The sequence below is a fragment of the Aminobacter aminovorans genome, from assembly GCF_900445235.1.
In the GTDB taxonomy this organism is placed as follows: Bacteria; Pseudomonadota; Alphaproteobacteria; order Rhizobiales; family Rhizobiaceae; genus Aminobacter; species Aminobacter aminovorans.
The window spans coordinates 161,969-183,112 of record NZ_UFSM01000003.1 but is presented as its reverse complement, the minus strand read 5'-3'; the positions used below and the strand labels follow the sequence as shown (position 1 = coordinate 183,112).

Annotated in this window: 7 protein-coding genes and 1 pseudogene; 2 read left to right on the top strand and 6 right to left on the bottom strand. The window is 62.9% G+C overall.

Going from position 1 to position 21,144, the window contains the following annotated elements; translation table 11 throughout:
* Nucleotides 1–18: 18 nt before the first annotated feature.
* The gene (locus DY201_RS27320) at nt 19–723 is read right to left on the bottom strand and encodes a hypothetical protein (RefSeq protein ID WP_147297344.1); all 705 of its coding nucleotides are present in this window, start codon (nt 721–723) and stop codon (nt 19–21) included.
* A gap of 142 nt (nt 724–865) precedes the next feature.
* Here DY201_RS27320 and DY201_RS27315 point away from each other — a divergent pair, with 142 nt between their 5' ends.
* Together DY201_RS27315 and DY201_RS27310 are read left to right on the top strand one after the other, a co-directional pair.
* Nucleotides 866–1,114, top strand: a complete 249-nt coding sequence (locus DY201_RS27315; RefSeq protein WP_280959949.1) for a helix-turn-helix domain-containing protein — start codon at nt 866–868, stop codon at nt 1,112–1,114.
* 222 nt (nt 1,115–1,336) lie between these two features.
* Nucleotides 1,337–1,468, top strand: a pseudogene (locus tag DY201_RS27310) (putative sulfate exporter family transporter); the annotation flags it as partial.
* Between the two features lie 292 nt (nt 1,469–1,760).
* Here DY201_RS27310 and DY201_RS27305 read toward each other — a convergent pair.
* The 5 genes from DY201_RS27305 to DY201_RS27285 form a co-directional block, all read right to left on the bottom strand.
* Entirely contained in the window at nt 1,761–2,969 is a 1,209-nt protein-coding gene (locus tag DY201_RS27305; RefSeq protein ID WP_115734531.1) for a type 1 periplasmic-binding domain-containing protein, read from the bottom strand.
* A 223-nt stretch (nt 2,970–3,192) separates the two neighbouring features.
* Entirely contained in the window at nt 3,193–3,930 is a 738-nt protein-coding gene (locus tag DY201_RS27300) for a lytic transglycosylase domain-containing protein (RefSeq protein ID WP_245432189.1), read from the bottom strand.
* A gap of 64 nt (nt 3,931–3,994) precedes the next feature.
* Complete coding sequence (locus DY201_RS27295) at nt 3,995–4,369, bottom strand: hypothetical protein (RefSeq protein ID WP_115734470.1); 375 nt, start codon at nt 4,367–4,369, stop codon at nt 3,995–3,997.
* Between the two features lie 84 nt (nt 4,370–4,453).
* Nucleotides 4,454–4,837: a hypothetical protein gene (locus tag DY201_RS27290; RefSeq protein ID WP_115734469.1), complete on the bottom strand. Its 384-nt coding sequence runs from the start codon at nt 4,835–4,837 to the stop codon at nt 4,454–4,456.
* Between the two features lie 34 nt (nt 4,838–4,871).
* A complete protein-coding gene (locus DY201_RS27285) occupies nt 4,872–21,056 on the bottom strand; it encodes an Ig-like domain-containing protein (RefSeq protein ID WP_172582969.1) in 16,185 nt (5,394 codons plus the stop codon).
* Nucleotides 21,057–21,144: the final 88 nt, after the last annotated feature.

Genomic DNA, 21,144 nt, shown 5'->3' with positions numbered 1-21,144 from the left:
CCCGCAACCCTGCAGTGTTCAGCTTCGCCGTGGCTGGCTTTCGCGGGCTATGGTGCCGTCCGGCATGGATGCGCGAAGGCGGTTAGTCTCGCCGTCCCGGCCGCGATCCCCGGCGGGCTGGCGCCGGCTATCCGCCGGCAGCGCGTCTGCGCCGCTTTCGCCCAATGCCTGGAGATCCGCCAGGACCGACTGAATTTGCGGCCAGGGAAATGCCGATGTGTCGCCCATGTTCTCGCCACCGCCGACGATGATCTTCAGTTTGGCGATCACCCCGGCCAGTGATTGGGCGGCAGTGGCGGCAACAGCGTCGAGGATCTCTTCTTCAGCCTCAACGGCCTGTGCCTCGGCAGCACGGGCTCGTGAGTATCCGACCTCGTGGTCGAGCTCGTTCCAACGTGTCTGGTTATCCGCTGGCTGCGGTGCGTTCTGCTGGTCGTTCTCAGCTCCACCGCTTGGTTCAGAAGCCCTCAGGGCGTTCCTGATCCTTATCTCCAGACGCTGCTGCAGCCGGCACAAAACCACGGCCATGTGATGTGCCTGTTCCCATTCTTGGAGAAGGACCACGCATGGGTCGATGGGCACAAGCAAACGCGCGGCGATCTTCTCGGCCGGTCTTACGCCAACCGCGCTGTCACCTTCCGCCTCGTCATCCACAGCACAGCTCTTCCTTCGTCCCCCTTGGATGACGAAAGGCAAAGCTGTGGTATTGTCGGAATCAGCCATGATCCGAGCTCCAACCAGCTTGGGTTTGGTCAGGCCGAACGAGGTGCAGCAACATCTCGTCGGCCGTCTAGCTAGTTCTACCAGCTGCGATCATTAACCCGAGTTTTTGACCAATGTCAATTAAAAATAACGACTTTGAGCGATGAACTCGATTTCAGTAGCGCAGTGCAGAGGGGCGAGGGCTATGCTTGGCTGGAGCCAGGCCGAACTGGCTGCGGCGGCAGCAGTATCCAAGACAACTGTTGTTGATTTCGAACGGGGCACGCGCACCCCTCATCGTAACAATCTTGCTGCAATTCATCGCGCGCTTGAGCTCGCGGGTATTGAGTTCATTCCGGAAAACGGCGGGGGAGCGGGCGTGCGGTTTGCACGACCGACTACCAACACTTGAGGTTGGCTGCTTCAAGTGGGGGAGGAGCGCGCCAACTACGGCTGGGCGGGGTGGGGGTGACCCGCAGCTGGCGCTAAGCTCTTGGGTATGCCTTGGAGGGGCGGCAGGAGTCTGCCCGCAAATTAGACGCGGCTAACGCAACGTCAAGCAACGCCAGCGTGTCTGGTGGAGAGCTGCCGCAACTAGCGAATGCCTGAGATGTCAGCCCCGCTAGGACCCAGACTCGCCGGCATCGTAGCTGTTGGAGTGAAGACCTCATTGCGCCGCGTGCTCGACGTCGGCGGCGACGCGGTCGCCCTCATCGTCGCCGAGACCATCTTCATCGGCCTCTTCATCCTCGCTGGCATCTATTAGCTGGGGCACGCCTGATGAAACCGCTGGAACGCATCATCGAGACCGCGAAACAGGCACCCAGGCGCATCGTGCTTTCAGATAGTGAAGATCAGCGCGTCCATTGAATCTCCAGGCTTGCGCCATTTCGCGATATTCAAGGCGCTTTATAAAAAGCCCCCTCCGCCAAACGGCTGGAGTCGACCTATAGCTGATTTCAATGCGCCGACGTTGAGCGAGTGCCCAGTTTTGGGTGGTAAGCGTTCGCTGTCCGCTGCGGCCAGATCAGAACCCAAAAACCTCCATAATTGAGTTGTCAGAACCCCGACGTTGATTTCTCGATCTGCTTGAGCTTGCCATTGTCGATGCGAAAAAAGGGCATGGCGCGTTCTCCGGCACCATCATCGCGGAAACGGAAGATGCCAGTCGAGCCGCGGAAGCCGGTCGGGTTTTCGATCACCTTCTTCGTGAAGCCCTTTGGACCCATGGCACTGGCAATGCCGGCGGCCAGTGCCACCGTGTCATAACCATATGCGACATTGATGTCGGGTTCGTAATTGTAGGTCTTGCGGAAGCGGTCGGCGATCGGCCCGATCTCGGCCGCGTCGAGCGTGGCGATGTAGGCGCCCTGTAAGGCCGGGTCGCCGATGCCGTGCTCGAGCCAGCGGGTGGAGCCGATCAGCGAGACGCCCTTGCCGAGCATGCCCTTGGCCTTCAGTGCCGAGACCAGAGGCGCAGGATTGGCGCTGCCACTGGCGATGACGATGGCCTGCGGATCGTCGACGAGCGCCATCATGTCTGCGACGGCCTTTTCCGAACCGCCGCTCGACGGGCCGAAAGGCAGCGCCACGGCCAGCGAGGCACCGTAGATGCTGAGGCTGTTGGCAACGCGTTTTTCGATCGCCTTGCCTGTCTCGCCTTCGGCCATGAACAGCACGAACTTGCGCGCCCCCTTGGCGGCGATGGCTGCAGCACCGGCTGCGGCGCTGTCCGCCTCGTTAAGCCGGACCGAATAGACACCGGGCGCGCCGGCGTAGTTTTCGGCGAGTGCCAGGACGAGCGGCCTGTTGGCGCCCGATATTGCAGCCAGTTGGCGCACCGCCCCTTGCTCGGAAGGGCCGATGACCAGCTTGGCACCTGAGGCAAGCGCGCCCGTCGTCAAGCTGCGCGCCCGATTTTCGTCGCCACCGGTGTCTTCGATGTTCAAGGTCAGCAGGTCATTGCCGAGGTCGGCCATGGCGAGTGCGGCTGCGTCGCGCATCTTGCGGCCACGGTCGCCGGCGGTGCCGCCCGCCGACAGCGGCAGGAGCATCGACACCTTGACCGGCCCCTTACCTAGGCTTTCGCCCGATTTCGTCGGCCCGGTCTTCGCAGCAGATGTGTTCTGGGATGCAATCTGGCCGTCGGCCACCGAGCCCAGGACGTCTTCGCTGCCGGTGTCGGACTGGCACGCAGCAACGGCGAGCGGCAACGCCACGGCGAAAGCCAGCAGTGCGGCATGCCGCAGCCGTGTAGTTCCCCTCATCATCCCTCCCAGGAGCGCAAGCCCGCGCCCCGATTACCACCTGCCCATCGTAAGGGGCAAAAGTCCACGTCATTCCCAGGGGCCTCTGACCAGCCCGTCCATTGTCTCGTTAACTGTTGCAAAAATATTGAACAGGCGTGGTGCCGGATTGGCGGCTGCCGTTGCCCGAGGTTTCGAACCGCGCGGGGACAGGTCGTTGTCTTGCCTTGGCTCTCGAGCGATGTTAGCCACCGAACAGCTTGGCCCGCAGGCTGCGGATATGGCGCGCCTGTGCAGCCGGCCGGTAGTCGACGCAGCGCATGTAGCGTGGGCCTGGCACAAAGGATCTCCTGACGCAGACGCCCTTGGGTGCTGCCGACCCCTTGGCACTGACCTCACCCAGCCCGGCCACGGCGGCGAAGCCGAACGTCGCCTCCGGCACCGTGCCGGTGACCTTGAAACCGTCCCGTTCGAGAATCGCCCGGACACGAAGGCAATAGTGCACCGAGAGGGCTGAAAACCGCGTTTCGGCGTGGCCGGCACGGTACTTCATTACTGTCGTGCAGAGATCGCCTTGCGCCAGCCGAAACGCACCGGCGAGATAGCGCACCCCAAGGGATATGTTGGTCCGGGGCTCGGCGAGCTCGTCGAGCGTGCCGCGAAAACCCATCAGCCGGGCGGTCGCCGGCATCACCTGCATGAGGCCGACCTCGCCATCGCCGCCGCGTGCCTCGGGATCGTAGAAGCTCTCGATCTCCATCACGGCAAGAGCGAACTCTGTCGGCAATTCCTTTGCGTGGGCTTCGCAGGCGGCAAGCGCACGGAATGCATTCCTGTCGGCCTCTTCGCCGAGGCCGGCACAGGCCTCCGCACGGGCGCCAATCGGCCTTTCAGCCTGTGGCCGCATTTGCTCGGGAACCGCAGCCGAGGCTGCCGCCGAAAGCGTCAGGCTGGCCAGGAGTGCAGGAGCGAAATGCCTCATCATCATCATGCTGAGCCGAGGCCCATTGGAGGACCGCCGCAAGGTGAGGGCGGTCGCCGCTCGGCTAGTTCATGTACTCCACCATGCGGCTATGGAAGCATTCGCATTTGTTGAGATAGTCCTCATCGCGATAGTTGGTCTTGAGGTAGCCATAGGCCTTGCCGCAGGCGACCTTGGCTTCCGATGCCCAGACGAAGACCGGCCGCGAAGAATCGAGCCACTGAGAGCTGTTTGCCGCAGCCACGGCCTCGTCCATCATGCGCACGACCTCGGTCTTGACCTCGCCGATGTTCTCGTTAAGCGCGAGCTCCGACGTCGTCGCCAGGCGGCAATAGCTTGCCGTCGGCACGTCGATTAGATCCGCCGCAGCCACCTGCCCGGCAAAGGCAAGTATACACAGGCCGCCGATGGCCGACCGCTTCAATCCCTTAAACAGCATCGATCGTTCCTCTCCTCGCCGGAAGCAGTTGTTGCCGGCCTGCTGATATCATGGCGATCCGGTTGCCCGCACCGCGTCCCCTGTTCACAAAGCAATATGCCCCTTGTCGCTGTCGTCCAGCAATGACGCCAAGGTTACGGTTGGCATGAAAAACGCATCTGGAAGATCGATCAGGTCGCCTGGGATACCGGATGGCGTTGCCGTATCTTCCAGCATGGGCACCAGCACGACATCGGACGCCGGCTCCAGAACGTCTGGCAGCAGGTCCGAAATGTCGACCGGTTCGACAATCAGCGAATCCGCAAGAATTTCGCCGAGGCTCTTGGGATCGACGACATGAACAGGGCTGGGCGCAAGCATTGGCATGTCGAACTCCGCCTCGGCATGCCACGTTCCGAGATCGACCGCCGAAGCCAGCGAGATGCTGACGCCGACGTCGCCTGTTGCGCCCGGCCCCTTGTCCGTCATTTCGTCACGCCAACCCCAAGCCCTTGTCCACGCATCATATGTTATCCTGATGCTTGGTGCCCGCATTATCTTCGAACAGCACCTTCACGGCCTCGTTGACGGCGGTGTAGTTCTCAAGCACGGCCACTGTCTGGTAATTGTTGCCGCCGCCATCCACGTCGACCTGAAGCTCGGCATTCGCGCCATTCTGGACGATGCTGACATAGCCTGAGGTCTCAAGGTTGGTACCGGCCGAGATTCCGGACAGCAGTTCGCTCAGGTCGATCTGATCACCTTGGCCTGGATTGAAATCGGTGATGACGTCGTTGATGGCGCCGATTGCGTCGGCACTGATGACAAATGTATCGCCACCGCTACCGCCCGTCATGCGATCGGCACCCAAACCGCCGTCGAGGATATCGGCCCCGCCTGCGCCGCTAAGGATGTCGTCGCCGTCAAGGCCATAGAGAATGTTGGCGCTACCGTCGCCTGTCAGCGTATCGGCGAAGTTGGAACCCATCAAATTCTCTATGCCTGACAAGGTGTCGCCTTGGGCGTCCCCCCCGGTGCCCGAGCCATTCACGGTCACAGTCACGCCTGCGGCCGAATCCCTGTAAACAGCAGTGTCGGTGCCACCTTCGCCATTGAGGGTATCGGCACCCGAGCCACCTATCAGCCAATCGTCGCCGGAACCCGCATTGATCGTGTCGGTACCACTACCAGCGACGATTGTTTCTCCGCTGCTCGTGCCTGCAACAGTGCCCGACAATGGAGCCGTGGTGAGACCAATCGTGCCGGCTGCCGTATCCCCATCTGCATCGGTCGCTGTAATATTGAAGTTCATGGCGAGCGGATTGCCAACATTGAACTCCGTAAATCCGACGTTCGCTACCGTGAAATTTGCGCCGCTGCTATAGCCGAGTTCAATCCGGTCGTAGCCATTGGCGCCGACGATGGCAAAGATGTCTCCGTTCACACCCGAGACAAGGATGCCTCCGCCGGAGACGGTGTATGAGGTCAAGACGCCATTCTTGTAAACTTCAAATACCGGTACTGTTGTCGTGTCGTCGGTAAAGGTAACGTCGTTGTCCGCGTCGATAGCAGTTATCAGAAGTGTTGAAGTGCCGGAATTTTGAAGCGTAAAGGTAAATCCATTTACCAGGTAATGATTCAGCGATGCGGGGCTGATGCTGTTGTTGCCTCCACCGCTTACGCCAGCACCGGTTGCAAAATCGAAACGTAGTTTCTCACCGGATGTAATTGTCGTCCCGCTTCCGACGCCGAAGTCCGTGTACAGACCACCATTGTTGCTGCCATTTACGCGCGCAGCACTGCCTCCGCTATCGGCCGAAATGATCACGTCGCGATCGTTCGCACCGTTGAAGACCTTGTAGTTTTGTGACGAGTTGTCCGTGTAGTTGCTTGGATTGATGGTCTGGCCTGAGCCATCGTCGAGTGGCTTGAAGAATTTGACCGTATACGCGTCCTGGGCCTCGACACTCGCATTGGGCGAAAGCTTGACCGTAAAGACCGTCGTGCCGCCATTGCCAGCCGCATCGGCTCCCGTCTTGGCAACGAGCATGTCGGTGCCAAAGCCATAGAGCTTAACCTGCACACCGCCTGACGTGATGTTTGTGCTGCCAGTCGTCTGCAGGTTGGAGTTGTTAGTGCCAGTGAAGACGACCGATCCGCCGTCCGCTCCGATGCTCTCGAAGAAGTTGAGGGCGCCACTGCCTGTGGCATTGGTAATGTTTTCAATTCGCATCGACTGGGCAGAAAACCCCTCCGGGGTGTCGTCATTGAACGTTATGGCAAGCTGGCCCGTTCCCGTATCCGTCGCCGAGACATCGGCATCGGAATCCGCAACTTTGTAGTCCAGATTGACAACGATGCTCTGTTCGTTGCCACCGGTCGCATGCATAACCGGCTTGATGAGAACCAGGTCGTAGGCGCCGGTTGCTGGGTTCAATGCGACCGTGAATAGAGTTTGGCCCGCTCGCGTGCCTCCGGCAATGGTTGCCGTCAGCATGTTGGTCGTAGCGTTCCAGCCATATTGCACCGTCTCGGTTCCGACCGTCTGCGTGGTCGTGTTCAGGTTGGAGAAGCTGTAGGTCAATGCGCCATCGCCGCCCGTTCCTGTCAGGGTGCCGCTGAACGTGGCCTCGTTGTTGTCGCTTTGAGCCGGGACAACGATGTCGCCCGTGCCACCGGCGTTGCCTCCGGACAGTCCTTCGTCATCGAGCTGAGCAGCGACGCTGCCGCCAGTCGGAACCTTGTTCACGTTCAGAACAGTGATGTCCAACGTGGCTGAATTGCCGTCGCCGTCGCCATCCACAAGCGTGTAGGTAAACACCTCATGCTGATTGCTGCTGACGCCGCTTGGCGCGGTGTAGCCCCAGGAACCAGCCTGATTTGAGCCATTGTTGGCGAAATTGAAGACGAACACTCCGCCCAGGTCGGTTTGGATCTTGATCTGTGTGCCGGTGTTCGAAATCAGGCCAGGGTCGGAAGCGGAGGCGGTAATCGTGCCGTTGGCTGGATTGTAGGTGTAGGTCACGCCGTCGACGACAATTGTCTTGATGTAGCCGCCATCGGCGCCAAACGCGCTTGCCGGAACGCCATCATTCGCGAGCACGTTCCCTGTCACCGCACTTGGCAGCGTATTCGTCAACGTCTGGCTGAGCTGGGTCGCTTCCGTAATGATGATCGGCGGGAAGTTCGCATTGCCGTTTGACCACGAGATGGGCTCGAGCGGGCCTGTCGTTATGCCATTGCCGATGCCGACCGCGTAGACGTTGTCGATGGCGTCATTTGTCGCCGCATTGTTGTCCGGATTGACCAGGAAGCTCTCCCAGACTCCCTGCTCCGTGGCGTCAAGTCCGGCGGAGTTCGGATCGGGATTGCCGTCCGACAGGAAATAGACATTGGTGAAATCGGCCTCCGAAGGCCCTGTTCCCCAATTTGCGCGGACAGCCGCCGTGGCGGCATCGTAACTTGTGCCGCCGCCAGCAACGCGGCTGTTGATGAACGACTCGATGTCGGCTTTGTCGGCTGCGTTGCTCCAAGTGCCCCATATTGGGGTGTTGACGGTCGTTCCGTTGTAGAACTCAACAACCATCACCTGGTTGATGTTGACGCCCGCTGAGTTCAGAAGATTGAGGGCTGCCGCCTTGGCGAGGTCCAAACGGGTCAAAACGCCCGGGCCTGGATCGAGATCGTCATCATCCATGCTGCCGGACGTGTCGATGACCAGCACGACATTGACACTTGGAATCGTGCCCTCGTCGACAACGGCCGTGTCGTTGACAGCGTCAGGCGTGTCGTCATCGACGGTGATGGTCAAGGTCGAGCTGCTCGTATCACCGTCTCGGTCAGTTGCCGTGTAGTTGAACGTGAGATTGAGGTTGTCCTCATAGGCCGTCTGCACGGCACCGCCGGGCTCGTCGGTGAGGGGGTGCGACAGAGGTGCGTTGAGCGTAAAGGTGTAGTCGCCGTCTGCCTCGACCTTGAGGGTGAACGCCGGCGATCCGGCCGGATAGTGCGCGCTGGTGCCCGTAAGGGTCCCGCCACCCGCGCCATCGGCAGTCCAACTGGTGCTGATCGTCTCGAGGGTAGGCAGCTTGGTAACCGGATCCACATAAATCGCCTGCAGCGGCGAAACCGCGCCGGCTTCGCCAGCAGCAGATACGCTCGCCGAAAAGGCAACCGACGCCAATCCGTCCGCGCCGGGCGTTATGTTGAGAGTGCCGGTGGCAATCTTCACTGCTTCCGGCGCATCGACATCTCCGGGCGCCTCGTTGGCCGTGATGCCGCCAGGCTGTGCCTCGTCATCAAGGACGGTCGCTGCGGTAGTCGCATTGGCCTGGGGCACGTCGTCGACGACGGTGACGCTGAAGGTGCCCTGGACAGGGTCGCCATCCTTGTCGGTCGCCTGGAAGGTGACACCAGACAGCACCGCGCTGTTCTCGATGGCGCCGGCAGTGTGCTTGATTGGCTGGCTCAGCGTCGTCGAGTATGTGTAGGTCACATCGCCCGCACCAGGCCCCGACACTGCGCCGGTGACCGCGATGCGGATCACCTCGACATTGGTGACACTGTCACGTCCGACCAGGGCGCCGCTCTCGAGGCCGAAATTCACGGCATTGCCGGCCAGCGTCTGCAACTGTCCGTCCAGGCCGACCGTGTCGACCAGGGTGATCGAGGCGGCGAGGTTGGCAGGAACGTCGTTGCCGAAGTTGACCACCGCAGTGCCCGACTGCGTCAGGCTCTCGGTCGAGTCCGTCTCGTCGGCGCGTGTCGTCGAGGTGTCGACCGCAGCATTGGCAAAGCCGTCTTCGTCAACGACAAGGTTCGTCTTCGACGACACCGTCGGGGTCGAATCTGCTGCCAGGGTCAGCGACACGGTTGCGGTCGAGACGTCGCCGTCGCCGTCCTTGATGGTGTAGGTGAAGCTGTCGGCGGTCGAGCTGCTGCCGGCGCCGGCATTCGGCGTGTAGGTGAACAGGCCGGTGGCCGCATTATAGGTGACGACGCCCTGCGTCGGCTGGGTGAAGGTCACCGCCACCGCCGGGTTGTTGTCGATGTCGACGCCGTCGGCGCCGAACACGTCGTTGGCAAACGCATTGATCGTGAACGCCTGGTTCTCAGCACCCTGCGTGGCAACGTCGTTGTTGGCCGTCGGGCCATCGTCATTGACGGTGATGGTCAGCGTGTCGGGTGCGGAGACGTCGCCGTCGCTGTCTTCGACGCGAACCTGGAAGTTGTCGCCGGGCTTCTGGTCGGCTGCACCGCGGTCGCTGTCGCCATCGACGCCGGTGAGGGCGTTGTCGTCATGGCTGAGCAGGTTGTTGGCAAGGGTGTAGCTCCAGCTGTAGGTGCCTGCATTGTTGGTCACCGTCAGCACGCCATTGGCGCCCTGGACGGTGCCGCCGCCGGTCACGTTCTGCCAGACGCCGTCCTTGTCCTGGATCTCGAGCTTGGCCAGGCCATCGCTGCCGGTGGCAACGGTGAAGGTGCCGGTCGTGGTCTCGGAGTTGTCGGTATTGGGAGCCGGGTTGGCAACCTCGCCGGAACCGTTGGCAAGGCCCTTCTCGTCGACGATGCCGTCGGTCACGGTGACCGTCGGGGTCGAATCTGCTGCCAGGGTCAGCGACACGGTTGCGGTCGAGACGTCACCGTCGCCATCCTTGATGGTGTAGGTGAAGCTGTCAGCGGTCGAGCTGCTGCCGGCGCCGGCATTCGGCGTGTAGGTGAACAGGCCGGTGGCCGCATTATAGGTGACGACGCCCTGCGTCGGCTGGGTGAAGGTCACCGCCACCGCCGGGTTGTTGTCGATGTCGACGCCGTCGGCGCCGAACACGTCGTTGGCAAACGCATTGATCGTGAACGCCTGGTTCTCAGCACCCTGCGTGGCAACGTCGTTGTTGGCCGTCGGGCCATCGTCGTTGACGGTGATGGTCAGCGTGTCGGGAGCAGAGACGTCGCCGTCGCTGTCTTCGACGCGAACCTGGAAGTTGTCGCCGGGCTTCTGGTCGGCGGCACCGCGGTCGCTGTCGCCATCGACGCCGCTGAGGGCGTTGTCGTCATGGCTGAGCAGGTTGTTGCTGAGGGTGTAGCTCCAGCTGTAGGCGCCGGCAGTGTTGGTCACCGTCAGCACGCCATTGGCGCCCTGGACGGTGCCGCCGCCGGTGACGTTCTGCCAGATGCCGTCCTTGTCCTGGATCTCGAGCTTGGCCAGGCCGTCGCTGCCGGTGCCGACAGTGAAGGTGCCGGTCGTGGTCTCGGAGTTGTCGGTGTTGGCAGCCGGGTCGGCAACCTCGCCGGAACCGTTGGCAAGACCCTTCTCGTCGACGGTGCCGTCGGTCACGCTGACCGTCGGGGTCGAATCCGCGGCAAGGGTCAGCGACACGGTTGCGGTCGAGACGTCGCCGTCGCCGTCCTTGATGGTGTAGGTGAAGCTGTCGGCGGTCGAGCTGCTGCCGGCGCCGGCATTCGGCGTGTAGGTGAACAGGCCGGTGGCCGCATTATAGGTGACGACGCCCTGCGTCGGCTGGGTGAAGGTCACCGCCACCGCCGGGTTGTTGTCGATGTCGACGCCGTCGGCGCCGAACACGTCGTTGGCAAACGCATTGATCGTGAACGCCTGGTTCTCAGCACCCTGCGTGGCAACGTCGTTGTTGGCCGTCGGGCCATCGTCATTGACGGTGATGGTCAGCGTGTCGGGTGCGGAGACGTCGCCGTCGCTGTCTTCGACGCGAACCTGGAAGTTGTCGCCGGGCTTCTGGTCGGCGGCACCGCGGTCGCTGTCGCCATCGACGCCGCTGAGGGCGTTGTCGTCATGGCTGAGCAGGTTGTTGCTGAGGGTGTAGCTCCAGCTGTAGGCGCCGGCAGTGTTGGTCACCGTCAGCACGCCATTGGCGCCCTGGACGGTGCCGCCGCCGGTGACGTTCTGCCAGATGCCGTCCTTGTCCTGGATCTCGAGCTTGGCCAGGCCGTCGCTGCCGGTGCCGACAGTGAAGGTGCCGGTCGTGGTCTCGGAGTTGTCGGTGTTGGCAGCCGGGTCGGCAACCTCGCCGGAACCGTTGGCAAGACCCTTCTCGTCGACGGTGCCGTCGGTCACGCTGACCGTCGGGGTCGAATCCGCGGCAAGGGTCAGCGACACGGTTGCGGTCGAGACGTCGCCGTCGCCGTCCTTGATGGTGTAGGTGAAGCTGTCGGCGGTCGAGCTGCTGCCGGCGCCGGCATTCGGCGTGTAGGTGAACAGGCCGGTGGCCGCATTATAGGTGACGACGCCCTGCGTCGGCTGGGTGAAGGTCACCGCCACCGCCGGGTTGTTGTCGATGTCGACGCCGTCGGCGCCGAACACGTCGTTGGCAAACGCATTGATCGTGAACGCCTGGTTCTCAGCACCCTGCGTGGCAACGTCGTTGTTGGCCGTCGGGCCATCGTCATTGACGGTGATGGTCAGCGTGTCGGGTGCGGAGACGTCGCCGTCGCTGTCTTCGACGCGAACCTGGAAGTTGTCGCCGGGCTTCTGGTCGGCTGCACCGCGGTCGCTGTCGCCATCGACGCCGGTGAGGGCGTTGTCGTCATGGCTCAGCAGGTTGTTGGCAAGGGTGTAGCTCCAGCTGTAGGTGCCTGCATTGTTGGTCACCGTCAGCACGCCATTGGCGCCCTGGACGGTGCCGCCGCCGGTCACGTTCTGCCAGACGCCGTCCTTGTCCTGGATCTCGAGCTTGGCCAGGCCGTCGCTGCCGGTGCCGACAGTGAAGGTGCCGGTCGTGGTCTCGGAGTTGTCGGTGTTGGCAGCCGGGTCGGCAACCTCGCCGGAACCGTTGGCAAGACCCTTCTCGTCGACGGTGCCGTCGGTCACGCTGACCGTCGGGGTCGAATCCGCGGCAAGGGTCAGCGACACGGTTGCGGTCGAGACGTCGCCGTCGCCGTCCTTGATGGTGTAGGTGAAGCTGTCGGCGGTCGAGCTGCTGCCGGCGCCGGCATTCGGCGTGTAGGTGAACAGGCCGGTGGCCGCATTATAGGTGACGACGCCCTGCGTCGGCTGGGTGAAGGTCACCGCCACCGCCGGGTTGTTGTCGATGTCGACGCCGTCGGCGCCGAACACGTCGTTGGCAAACGCATTGATCGTGAACGCCTGGTTCTCAGCACCCTGCGTGGCAACGTCGTTGTTGGCCGTCGGGCCATCGTCATTGACGGTGATGGTCAGCGTGTCGGGTGCGGAGACGTCGCCGTCGCTGTCTTCGACGCGAACCTGGAAGTTGTCGCCGGGCTTCTGGTCGGCTGCACCGCGGTCGCTGTCGCCATCGACGCCGCTGAGGGCGTTGTCGTCATGGCTGAGCAGGTTGTTGCTGAGGGTGTAGCTCCAGCTGTAGGCGCCGGCAGTGTTGGTCACCGTCAGCACGCCATTGGCGCCCTGGACGGTGCCGCCGCCGGTGACGTTCTGCCAGATGCCGTCCTTGTCCTGGATCTCGAGCTTGGCCAGGCCGTCGCTGCCGGTGCCGACAGTGAAGGTGCCGGTCGTGGTCTCGGAGTTGTCGGTGTTGGCAGCCGGGTCGGCAACCTCGCCGGAACCGTTGGCAAGACCCTTCTCGTCGACGGTGCCGTCGGTCACGCTGACCGTCGGGGTCGAATCCGCGGCAAGGGTCAGCGACACGGTTGCGGTCGAGACGTCGCCGTCGCCGTCCTTGATGGTGTAGGTGAAGCTGTCGGCGGTCGAGCTGCTGCCGGCGCCGGCATTCGGCGTGTAGGTGAACAGGCCGGTGGCCGCATTATAGGTGACGACGCCCTGCGTCGGCTGGGTGAAGGTCACCGCCACCGCCGGGTTGTTGTCGATGTCGACGCCGTCGGCGCCGAACACGTCGTTGGCAAACGCATTGATCGTGAACGCCTGGTTCTCAGCACCCTGCGTGGCAACGTCGTTGTTGGCCGTCGGGCCATCGTCATTGACGGTGATGGTCAGCGTGTCGGGTGCGGAGACGTCGCCGTCGCTGTCTTCGACGCGAACCTGGAAGTTGTCGCCGGGCTTCTGGTCGGCTGCACCGCGGTCGCTGTCGCCATCGACGCCGGTGAGGGCGTTGTCGTCATGGCTCAGCAGGTTGTTGGCAAGGGTGTAGCTCCAGCTGTAGGTGCCTGCATTGTTGGTCACCGTCAGCACGCCATTGGCGCCCTGGACGGTGCCGCCGCCGGTCACGTTCTGCCAGACGCCGTCCTTGTCCTGGATCTCGAGCTTGGCCAGGCCATCGCTGCCGGTGGCAACGGTGAAGGTGCCGGTCGTGGTCTCGGAGTTGTCGGTATTGGGAGCCGGGTTGGCAACCTCGCCGGAACCGTTGGCAAGGCCCTTCTCGTCGACGATGCCGTCGGTCACGGTGACCGTCGGGGTCGAATCTGCTGCCAGGGTCAGCGACACGGTTGCGGTCGAGACGTCGCCGTCGCCATCCTTGATGGTGTAGGTGAAGCTGTCAGCGGTCGAGCTGCTGCCGGCGCCGGCATTCGGCGTGTAGGTGAACAGGCCGGTGGCCGCATTGTAGGTGACGACACCCTGCGCCGGCTGGGTGAAGGTCACCGCCACCGCCGGGTTGTTGTCGATGTCGACGCCGTCGGCGCCGAACACGTCGTTGGCAAACGCATTGATCGTGAACGCCTGGTTCTCAGCACCCTGCGTGGCAACGTCGTTGTTGGCCGTCGGGCCATCGTCATTGACGGTGATGGTCAGCGTGTCGGGTGCGGAGACGTCGCCGTCGCTGTCTTCGACGCGAACCTGGAAGTTGTCGCCGGGCTTCTGGTCGGCTGCACCGCGGTCGCTGTCGCCATCGACGCCGCTGAGGGCGTTGTCGTCATGGCTGAGCAGGTTGTTGCTGAGGGTGTAGCTCCAGCTGTAGGCGCCGGCAGTGTTGGTCACCGTCAGCACGCCATTGGCGCCCTGGACGGTGCCGCCGCCGGTGACGTTCTGCCAGATGCCGTCCTTGTCCTGGATCTCGAGCTTGGCCAGGCCATCGCTGCCGGTGGCAACGGTGAAGGTGCCGGTCGTGGTCTCGGAGTTGTCGGTATTGGGAGCCGGGTTGGCAACCTCGCCGGAACCGTTGGCAAGGCCCTTCTCGTCGACGATGCCGTCGGTCACGGTGACCGTCGGGGTCGAATCTGCTGCCAGGGTCAGCGACACGGTTGCGGTCGAGACGTCGCCGTCGCCATCCTTGATGGTGTAGGTGAAGCTGTCAGCGGTCGAGCTGCTGCCGGCGCCGGCATTCGGCGTGTAGGTGAACAGGCCGGTGGCCGCATTGTAGGTGACGACACCCTGCGCCGGCTGGGTGAAGGTCACCGCCACCGCCGGGTTGTTGTCGATGTCGACGCCGTCGGCGCCGAACACGTCGTTGGCAAACGCATTGATCGTGAACGCCTGGTTCTCAGCACCCTGCGTGGCAACGTCGTTGTTGGCCGTCGGGCCATCGTCATTGACGGTGATGGTCAGCGTGTCGGGTGCGGAGACGTCGCCGTCGCTGTCTTCGACGCGAACCTGGAAGTTGTCGCCGGGCTTCTGGTCGGCGGCACCGCGGTCGCTGTCGCCATCGACGCCGCTGAGGGCGTTGTCGTCATGGCTGAGCAGGTTGTTGCTGAGGGTGTAGCTCCAGCTGTAGGCGCCGGCAGTGTTGGTCACCGTCAGCACGCCATTGGCGCCCTGGACGGTGCCGCCGCCGGTGACGTTCTGCCAGATGCCGTCCTTGTCCTGGATCTCGAGCTTGGCCAGGCCGTCGCTGCCGGTGCCGACAGTGAAGGTGCCGGTCGTGGTCTCGGAGTTGTCGGTGTTGGCAGCCGGGTTGGCAACCTCGCCGGAACCGTTGGCAAGGCCCTTCTCGTCGACGATGCCGTCGGTCACGGTGACCGTCGGGGTCGAATCCGCGGCAAGGGTCAGCGACACGGTTGCGGTCGAGACGTCGCCGTCGCCGTCCTTGATGGTGTAGGTGAAGCTGTCGGCGGTCGAGCTGCTGCCGGCGCCGGCATTCGGCGTGTAGGTGAACAGGCCGGTGGCCGCATTATAGGTGACGACGCCCTGCGTCGGCTGGGTGAAGGTCACCGCCACCGCCGGGTTGTTGTCGATGTCGACGCCGTCGGCGCCGAACACGTCGTTGGCAAACGCATTGATCGTGAACGCCTGGTTCTCAGCACCCTGCGTGGCAACGTCGTTGTTGGCCGTCGGGCCATCGTCGTTGATTGCGATTGACAGGGTTCCAGGCGCAGAGCTGCCGTCGGTGTCGGTAACCGAGATCGCATAATCGGCGAATAGTTGATCGGCGGAGCCACGGTCGCTGTCGCCATCGACGCCGCTGAGGGCGTTGTCGGGATGTGTGGCTAGGTTGTCGGTCAGGGTGAAGCGGTACTGGACCGTACCGCCGGCCTGGGTTCCGGTGAAGCCGTTGATGATCAGCGTGCCGTAGGCGGGGCCGCCGGCGATGGTGATGGGCGTGCTGCCCGAGGCGGCAAGCTGGGCGTAGCTGATCACTGTTCCGGCGATCGTCAGCGACTGCAGCCCGTCAGGCGAAGTGAAGTTGAAATTGCCGGTGGTCGTTTCCGACGTGTCCGAATTGTCGTTCGGGTTGGGCAACGCCTCGCCGGAGCCGGCAGGTTCCCCGGAGCGAGGCGGCAGGCCCTTTTCGTCGACGACGGCGTCGCCGCCTTCAGCGCTCGGGGTCAGCCCACCAATTGTCACGCCGTCGTCAGCACCATTGATGGTGATGATCAGCGTTGCCGGCGAGCTATCGCCGTCGCCATCGGTCAAGGTGTAGTCGAACGACTCCGCAAGCGTCTCGTTGGCGGAAAGCCCCTGCACGGCGGCATAGCCCGCAGGGTTCTGTGCCTGCGTGTAGAGCGTGTAGGTATAGCTGCCGTCGACGCCGACGGTGAGCTGGCCATAGGTGCCGGCGACAACAGTTCCCGCAGCGCCATCCCATGCGATCGAACCAAAGCCGTCCGTGCCGGTGGCGTCTGCTCCCGGTCCATCCGTGACCACGTTGCCGCTGGCCGAAACGGGACCGTCCTCGGTGACCGAGTTCTGGTCGTTCTGGGCAACGGGACCGTCGTCCTGGAAGTCGATGGCAAGTGCCACATCGGAAACCGCCGAAGTCGAATCGCCGTCGAAGTCAGTGATCGTCGCCTTGACGTGAAGCTCCGCTGCGATTGTCGCGATGTCATCGAAGGCGGCCGCGCTCGAGCCGTCAATTGCATGTGCAATCGGCTTGTATTGAGCAATCCAGACGGTGCCATCAACGTCGACATAGACTTTGAAAACGGTTTCGCCGCCGGCAGTGCCGACCAGGACACCATTTCCGTCGGTGGAGAGCATGATCGCCGTGCCGTCGAGGCTCTTCAGCCCGGAATCGACATTGCTGAGCGCGTTGCCGTTGGCGTCGGTAATCGCATAGGCAAAGGTGGCGTCATCGTCCGCACCGACTGAAACATTCTGGAACAGCGTCAGTACGGATGCCGACGACTTGGCATAACCGAAGGCGCCATCGATCAGCGCCGGGTGAGGCACCAGAGCGACGTCGTTGGCCGGATTAGGATCGCTGCCGGTATTGACGCCGGCAGACTCGTCATGACTGACACGGAAGACCTCGGTCACCGTGGTCGTGATAGTGACCTTCGCCTCGATCCCGTAGATTTTGAACGGATTGCCGCCCGTGAGCGTCGTGTCCGTCCCGCCAGCGGTCGAGTCGAAGGTGAAGCCGTTGTAGTTGCCAACCCTAAGCTGGTCGAAGGGCGTGTTGCCGGTGACCTCGATGGTGGCACCGTCGGGCACACTGCCGAAGGCGTAGCCGACCTGGACTCCCCCCTCGAAGACGGGGGTGCCCACGATCGAGACACCGTTGATCTTGACGGTGACAGCCTCGAATGCACCGCCATCCTTGGCGCCGATGAACAGGACGGCGGACTCGATTCCCTTCGCTTCGGCAACATCGATACTGAAGGTGACCGAACTGACGTCGTACGAGCCGCCATCGGTGACAATCGGCGGGTTGGGATTGTTGGGCGTGATGGACAGGTTGTTGACGAAATCCATCGTCAGGATTTCGGGACCAGTTGTCTTCGGATGGGTTTCATAGCCGTCGATGATCTGGCCGTCGCCGACGCCGATCTTGGTGCCCGTGGTGTTGACGGAATTGTCGCCTTCGTTGACGTCGATACCCGTCAGCTTGATGTCATGGTTGCCGGTGCCATCCATGCCGCGAACGTCGGTATTTCCCGCCTGCAGCGTGTAGACAATCGTTTCCGTCGTCGTGGTCGTCGTCGAATCGGCGTCGCGGGCGATGATCGTCGGGATATCGTCGAGCACCTGGACCTGGAACGAGCCTGCGCCCAGACCAATGGTGTCTCCGTCGCCATCCATGGCCACGACAAACGACGACAGGTCGATGCCGCTGTCGGTGAGCAGGTTTTCGGCGTCGTCACCCGGTTGTCCGGTCAGGGCAGGGTGATCGATCTGGTCGATCAAGGTAAAGACATAGGAGCCATCGCCGCCCACCACGAGCGTGAAGACAGCCCGGTCGGTACCCGCGTCAAATCCCGCGCCGCCTCCGACATTGACATAGCCCGTCAAGGTCGTTCCGTCGGAAACGATGACGACATCGCCGCCTTTTGAATTGAAGCCGGAGTCCACCGGAATAGCCTGGGTGAGGAGGCTGAATGCTTTTGTCGGGTGAGGCCCATCCTGGCCGAAATCGACAAGCGACAGCAGCGCACCCGCATTGCCCGTTGCGACGGCCAGGTTGGTCCCGGTCACTTCGCCTGTTTTGCCGGCGTCTGCATTGCCTGTGGATTGGCTATTGCCAAGCCCGTCTTCGTCGACAGTTGCGACGAGCTGGGCCTTGCCGGCGAGCTTCGGACCGTCGTCGTCGAAGACGAAGCCGGAGCCCTGGCTGTCGGCCAGCGGCACGGTCGCCGTCTGGGTGATGCTGTCACCGTCGCCGTCGGTGCGTGTGACCTCATATTGCAGCTCGATCTTGTTGCCCTGGGTCAGCGCCAGGATCTGGCCGGAATCGAACTGGTTGGAATCCTGGCCATGGTCGAGCGCTTCATAAAGCGTCGTCTGCAGCTGCTCGGAGCCGGGCGCGCCAACGATGGCGATCTTGAGCACCATGTTGTTGTCGGTGTCGCGGCCGATGATCTCGCCGCCTTCGAGGAACAGCGTGATCGCGCCGCCGTCGGTTGCCGACAGGTTGGTGGCAAGGCCTGCGTCCGGAATGCCGGTGAAGCTCAGCGTGCTGGTGACCTTACCCGGGCCGTCCGAGCCGAAGTCGCCGCCGATGGTGAAGAGCTGCGTCAGGCCGCCGGTCACATTGCTCGAAACCTGCGCCAGAACGCCCGCGGCATCATCGGTGTTGGTGTTGGTGCCGCTCTCGACCTCGCCAGTGTTGTAGCGGTCGGCGCCGACGGTTTCGTCGAGTTCAACGGCAAGCTGGGCAGCCGCACCCTCATTGGCGGCAACCGTCAGGCTGGGACCGTCGTCGTCGAAGACGAAGCCGGAGCCCTGGCTGTCGGCCAGCGGCACGGTCGCCGTCTGGGTGATGCTGTCACCGTCGCCGTCGGTGCGTGTGACCTCATATTGCAGCTCGATCTTGTTGCCCTGGGTCAGCGCCAGGATCTGGCTGGAATCGAACTGGTTGGAATCCTGGCCATGGTCGAGCGCTTCATAAAGCGTCGTCTGCAGCTGCTCGGAGCCGGGCGCGCCAACGATGGCGATCTTGAGCACCATGTTGTTGTCGGTGTCGCGGCCGATGATCTCGTCGCCTTCGAGGAACAGCGTGATCGCGCCGCCGTCGGTTGCCGACAGGTTGGTGGCAAGGCCTGCGTCCGGAATGCCGGTGAAGCTCAGCGTGCTGGTGACCTTACCCGGGCCGTCCGAGCCGAAGTCGCCGCCGATGGTGAAGAGCTGCGTCAGGCCGCCGGTCACATTGCTCGAAACCTGCGCCAGAACGCCCGCGGCATCATCGGTGTTGGTGTTGGTGCCGCTCTCGACCTCGCCAGTGTTGTAGCGGTCGGCGCCGACGGTTTCGTCGAGTTCAACGGCAAGCTGGGCAGCCGCACCCTCATTGGCGGCAACCGTCAGGCTGGGACCGTCGTCGTCGAAGACGAAGCCGGAGCCCTGGCTGTCGGCCAGCGGCACGGTCGCCGTCTGGGTGATGCTGTCACCGTCGCCGTCGGTGCGTGTGACCTCATATTGCAGCTCGATCTTGTTGCCCTGGGTCAGCGCCAGGATCTGGCCGGAATCGAACTGGTTGGAATCCTGGCCATGGTCGAGCGCTTCATAAAGCGTCGTCTGCAGCTGCTCGGAGCCGGGCGCGCCAACGATGGCGATCTTGAGCACCATGTTGTTGTCGGTGTCGCGGCCGATGATCTCGCCGCCTTCCAGAAACAGCGTGATCGCGCCGCCGTCGGTTGCCGACAGGTTGGTGGCGAGGCCTGCATCCGGAATGCCGGTGAACGAGAACGAACCGATAGTTTGGCCTGCGCCGTCAGCGCCGTAGACACCGCCGACGGAAAACAGCGAAGCAAGGCCGCCGACCAGTGCTGTAGCGTTCTGCGCCAGTGCGGGCGCTGCATCATCTGTGTTGGTGTTGGTGCCGCTCTCGACTTCGCCGGTGTTGTAGCGGTCCGGGCCGACGGATTCGTCCAGCTCGATGACGAGGCCGCCGGACGTTTCCGTGTTTGCCTGAACGCTGAGCGTCGGGCCGTCATCCAGGACATCAATGTTGAGCGTGGCCGAAGCTGGATCGCCGTCAGTATCGGTAACCACCACGTTGAAGCTGTCGAAGATGCCTTCGGCGGTACCGGTCGACGTTTTGTCGAGGTGGTCCAGGGTGTTGTCGTTGAGGACGTAAGTCCAGCTATATCCGCTTTGCGGGTCACCGGTAACGGTCAGTGTGCCGTAGGTGCCTGTGACCTGGCCGCCATTTGTGACGTCGATGCCATTGATAACCAGGCTGCCGATGTCATTGCCGGATGAAATGTTGAACGAGCCGGACGCCTGCTCGACATCGCTGCCGGGATTGGATCCGTCAGAGAGCGCCTCTTCATCGACAAAGAACCCGGTGCCGACATCGATCGTCGGTTCGGTATCCCGTTCTTCAAGGCCGGCATAGAGTTCGCGGTACTCGTATTGCGGGAATTGCAGCGCCGTCGGCGGCAGCAGGGCCGAAAGGTCGAAGCCATTGCCGATACCACCAATAGGGGCCTCAAAATTGCCGCCGGAGCTGTTGGCCGAACCAGGTCCGACCGAAATCGATCCGTCGGGGCCAAATGCGACATCGACGCCGCCAGCTTCAAGCGCTGCGATCAAGGCGACACGCGGGAGCTCGACGTCGCCGAGCATGAAGGTCGGCACGTTGGAGGCGGCATCCTTGACGACGATCTCGGTGCCGTCGGCCTGCTCGAGGATCAGGTTCTTGCCGTCGACCTTGATGTTGTCGACGGAGATATTGGCAGGCAGATGGACGACATTCGAGGCGTCGGCCGCGTATTCAGCTGGATTGGCCTGGGCCGGTGGCGCTGCATTCGGCTGGGCAGCCTGGATGGGCTGGCCGGAGCCGGCATCGACGGGAACAGGATCGGCCTTCGTTGCAGGCTCGGTCGCCTGCGCGAGAAGCTGTGCTTCCGACAATGGCACCGCCCGTTCGAGCAGCGCGTCGCTACCAGTTGCAGATGCCGACAGATTTCCCTGGTCAACGGAGGTTGCCATAGCCCATCCCCAAATTTCTTGCTGGCCGTAGCAGAGCAGCGAGATTTGAGTGATTGCAACGGGGGCGTGCGCAAAGCTGCATATCCCC

Excerpts from the sequence above, each read along its gene's own strand:
- DY201_RS27320 (WP_147297344.1), bottom strand. The coding sequence starts at position 723 with ATGGCTGATTCCGACAATACCACAGCTTTGCCTTTCGTCATCCAAGGG.
- DY201_RS27315 (WP_280959949.1), top strand. The coding sequence starts at position 866 with ATGAACTCGATTTCAGTAGCGCAGTGCAGAGGGGCGAGGGCTATGCTT.
- DY201_RS27305 (WP_115734531.1), bottom strand. The coding sequence starts at position 2,969 with ATGAGGGGAACTACACGGCTGCGGCATGCCGCACTGCTGGCTTTCGCC.
- DY201_RS27300 (WP_245432189.1), bottom strand. The coding sequence starts at position 3,930 with ATGAGGCATTTCGCTCCTGCACTCCTGGCCAGCCTGACGCTTTCGGCG.
- DY201_RS27295 (WP_115734470.1), bottom strand. The coding sequence starts at position 4,369 with ATGCTGTTTAAGGGATTGAAGCGGTCGGCCATCGGCGGCCTGTGTATA.
- DY201_RS27290 (WP_115734469.1), bottom strand. The coding sequence starts at position 4,837 with ATGACGGACAAGGGGCCGGGCGCAACAGGCGACGTCGGCGTCAGCATC.
- DY201_RS27285 (WP_172582969.1), bottom strand. The coding sequence starts at position 21,056 with ATGGCAACCTCCGTTGACCAGGGAAATCTGTCGGCATCTGCAACTGGT.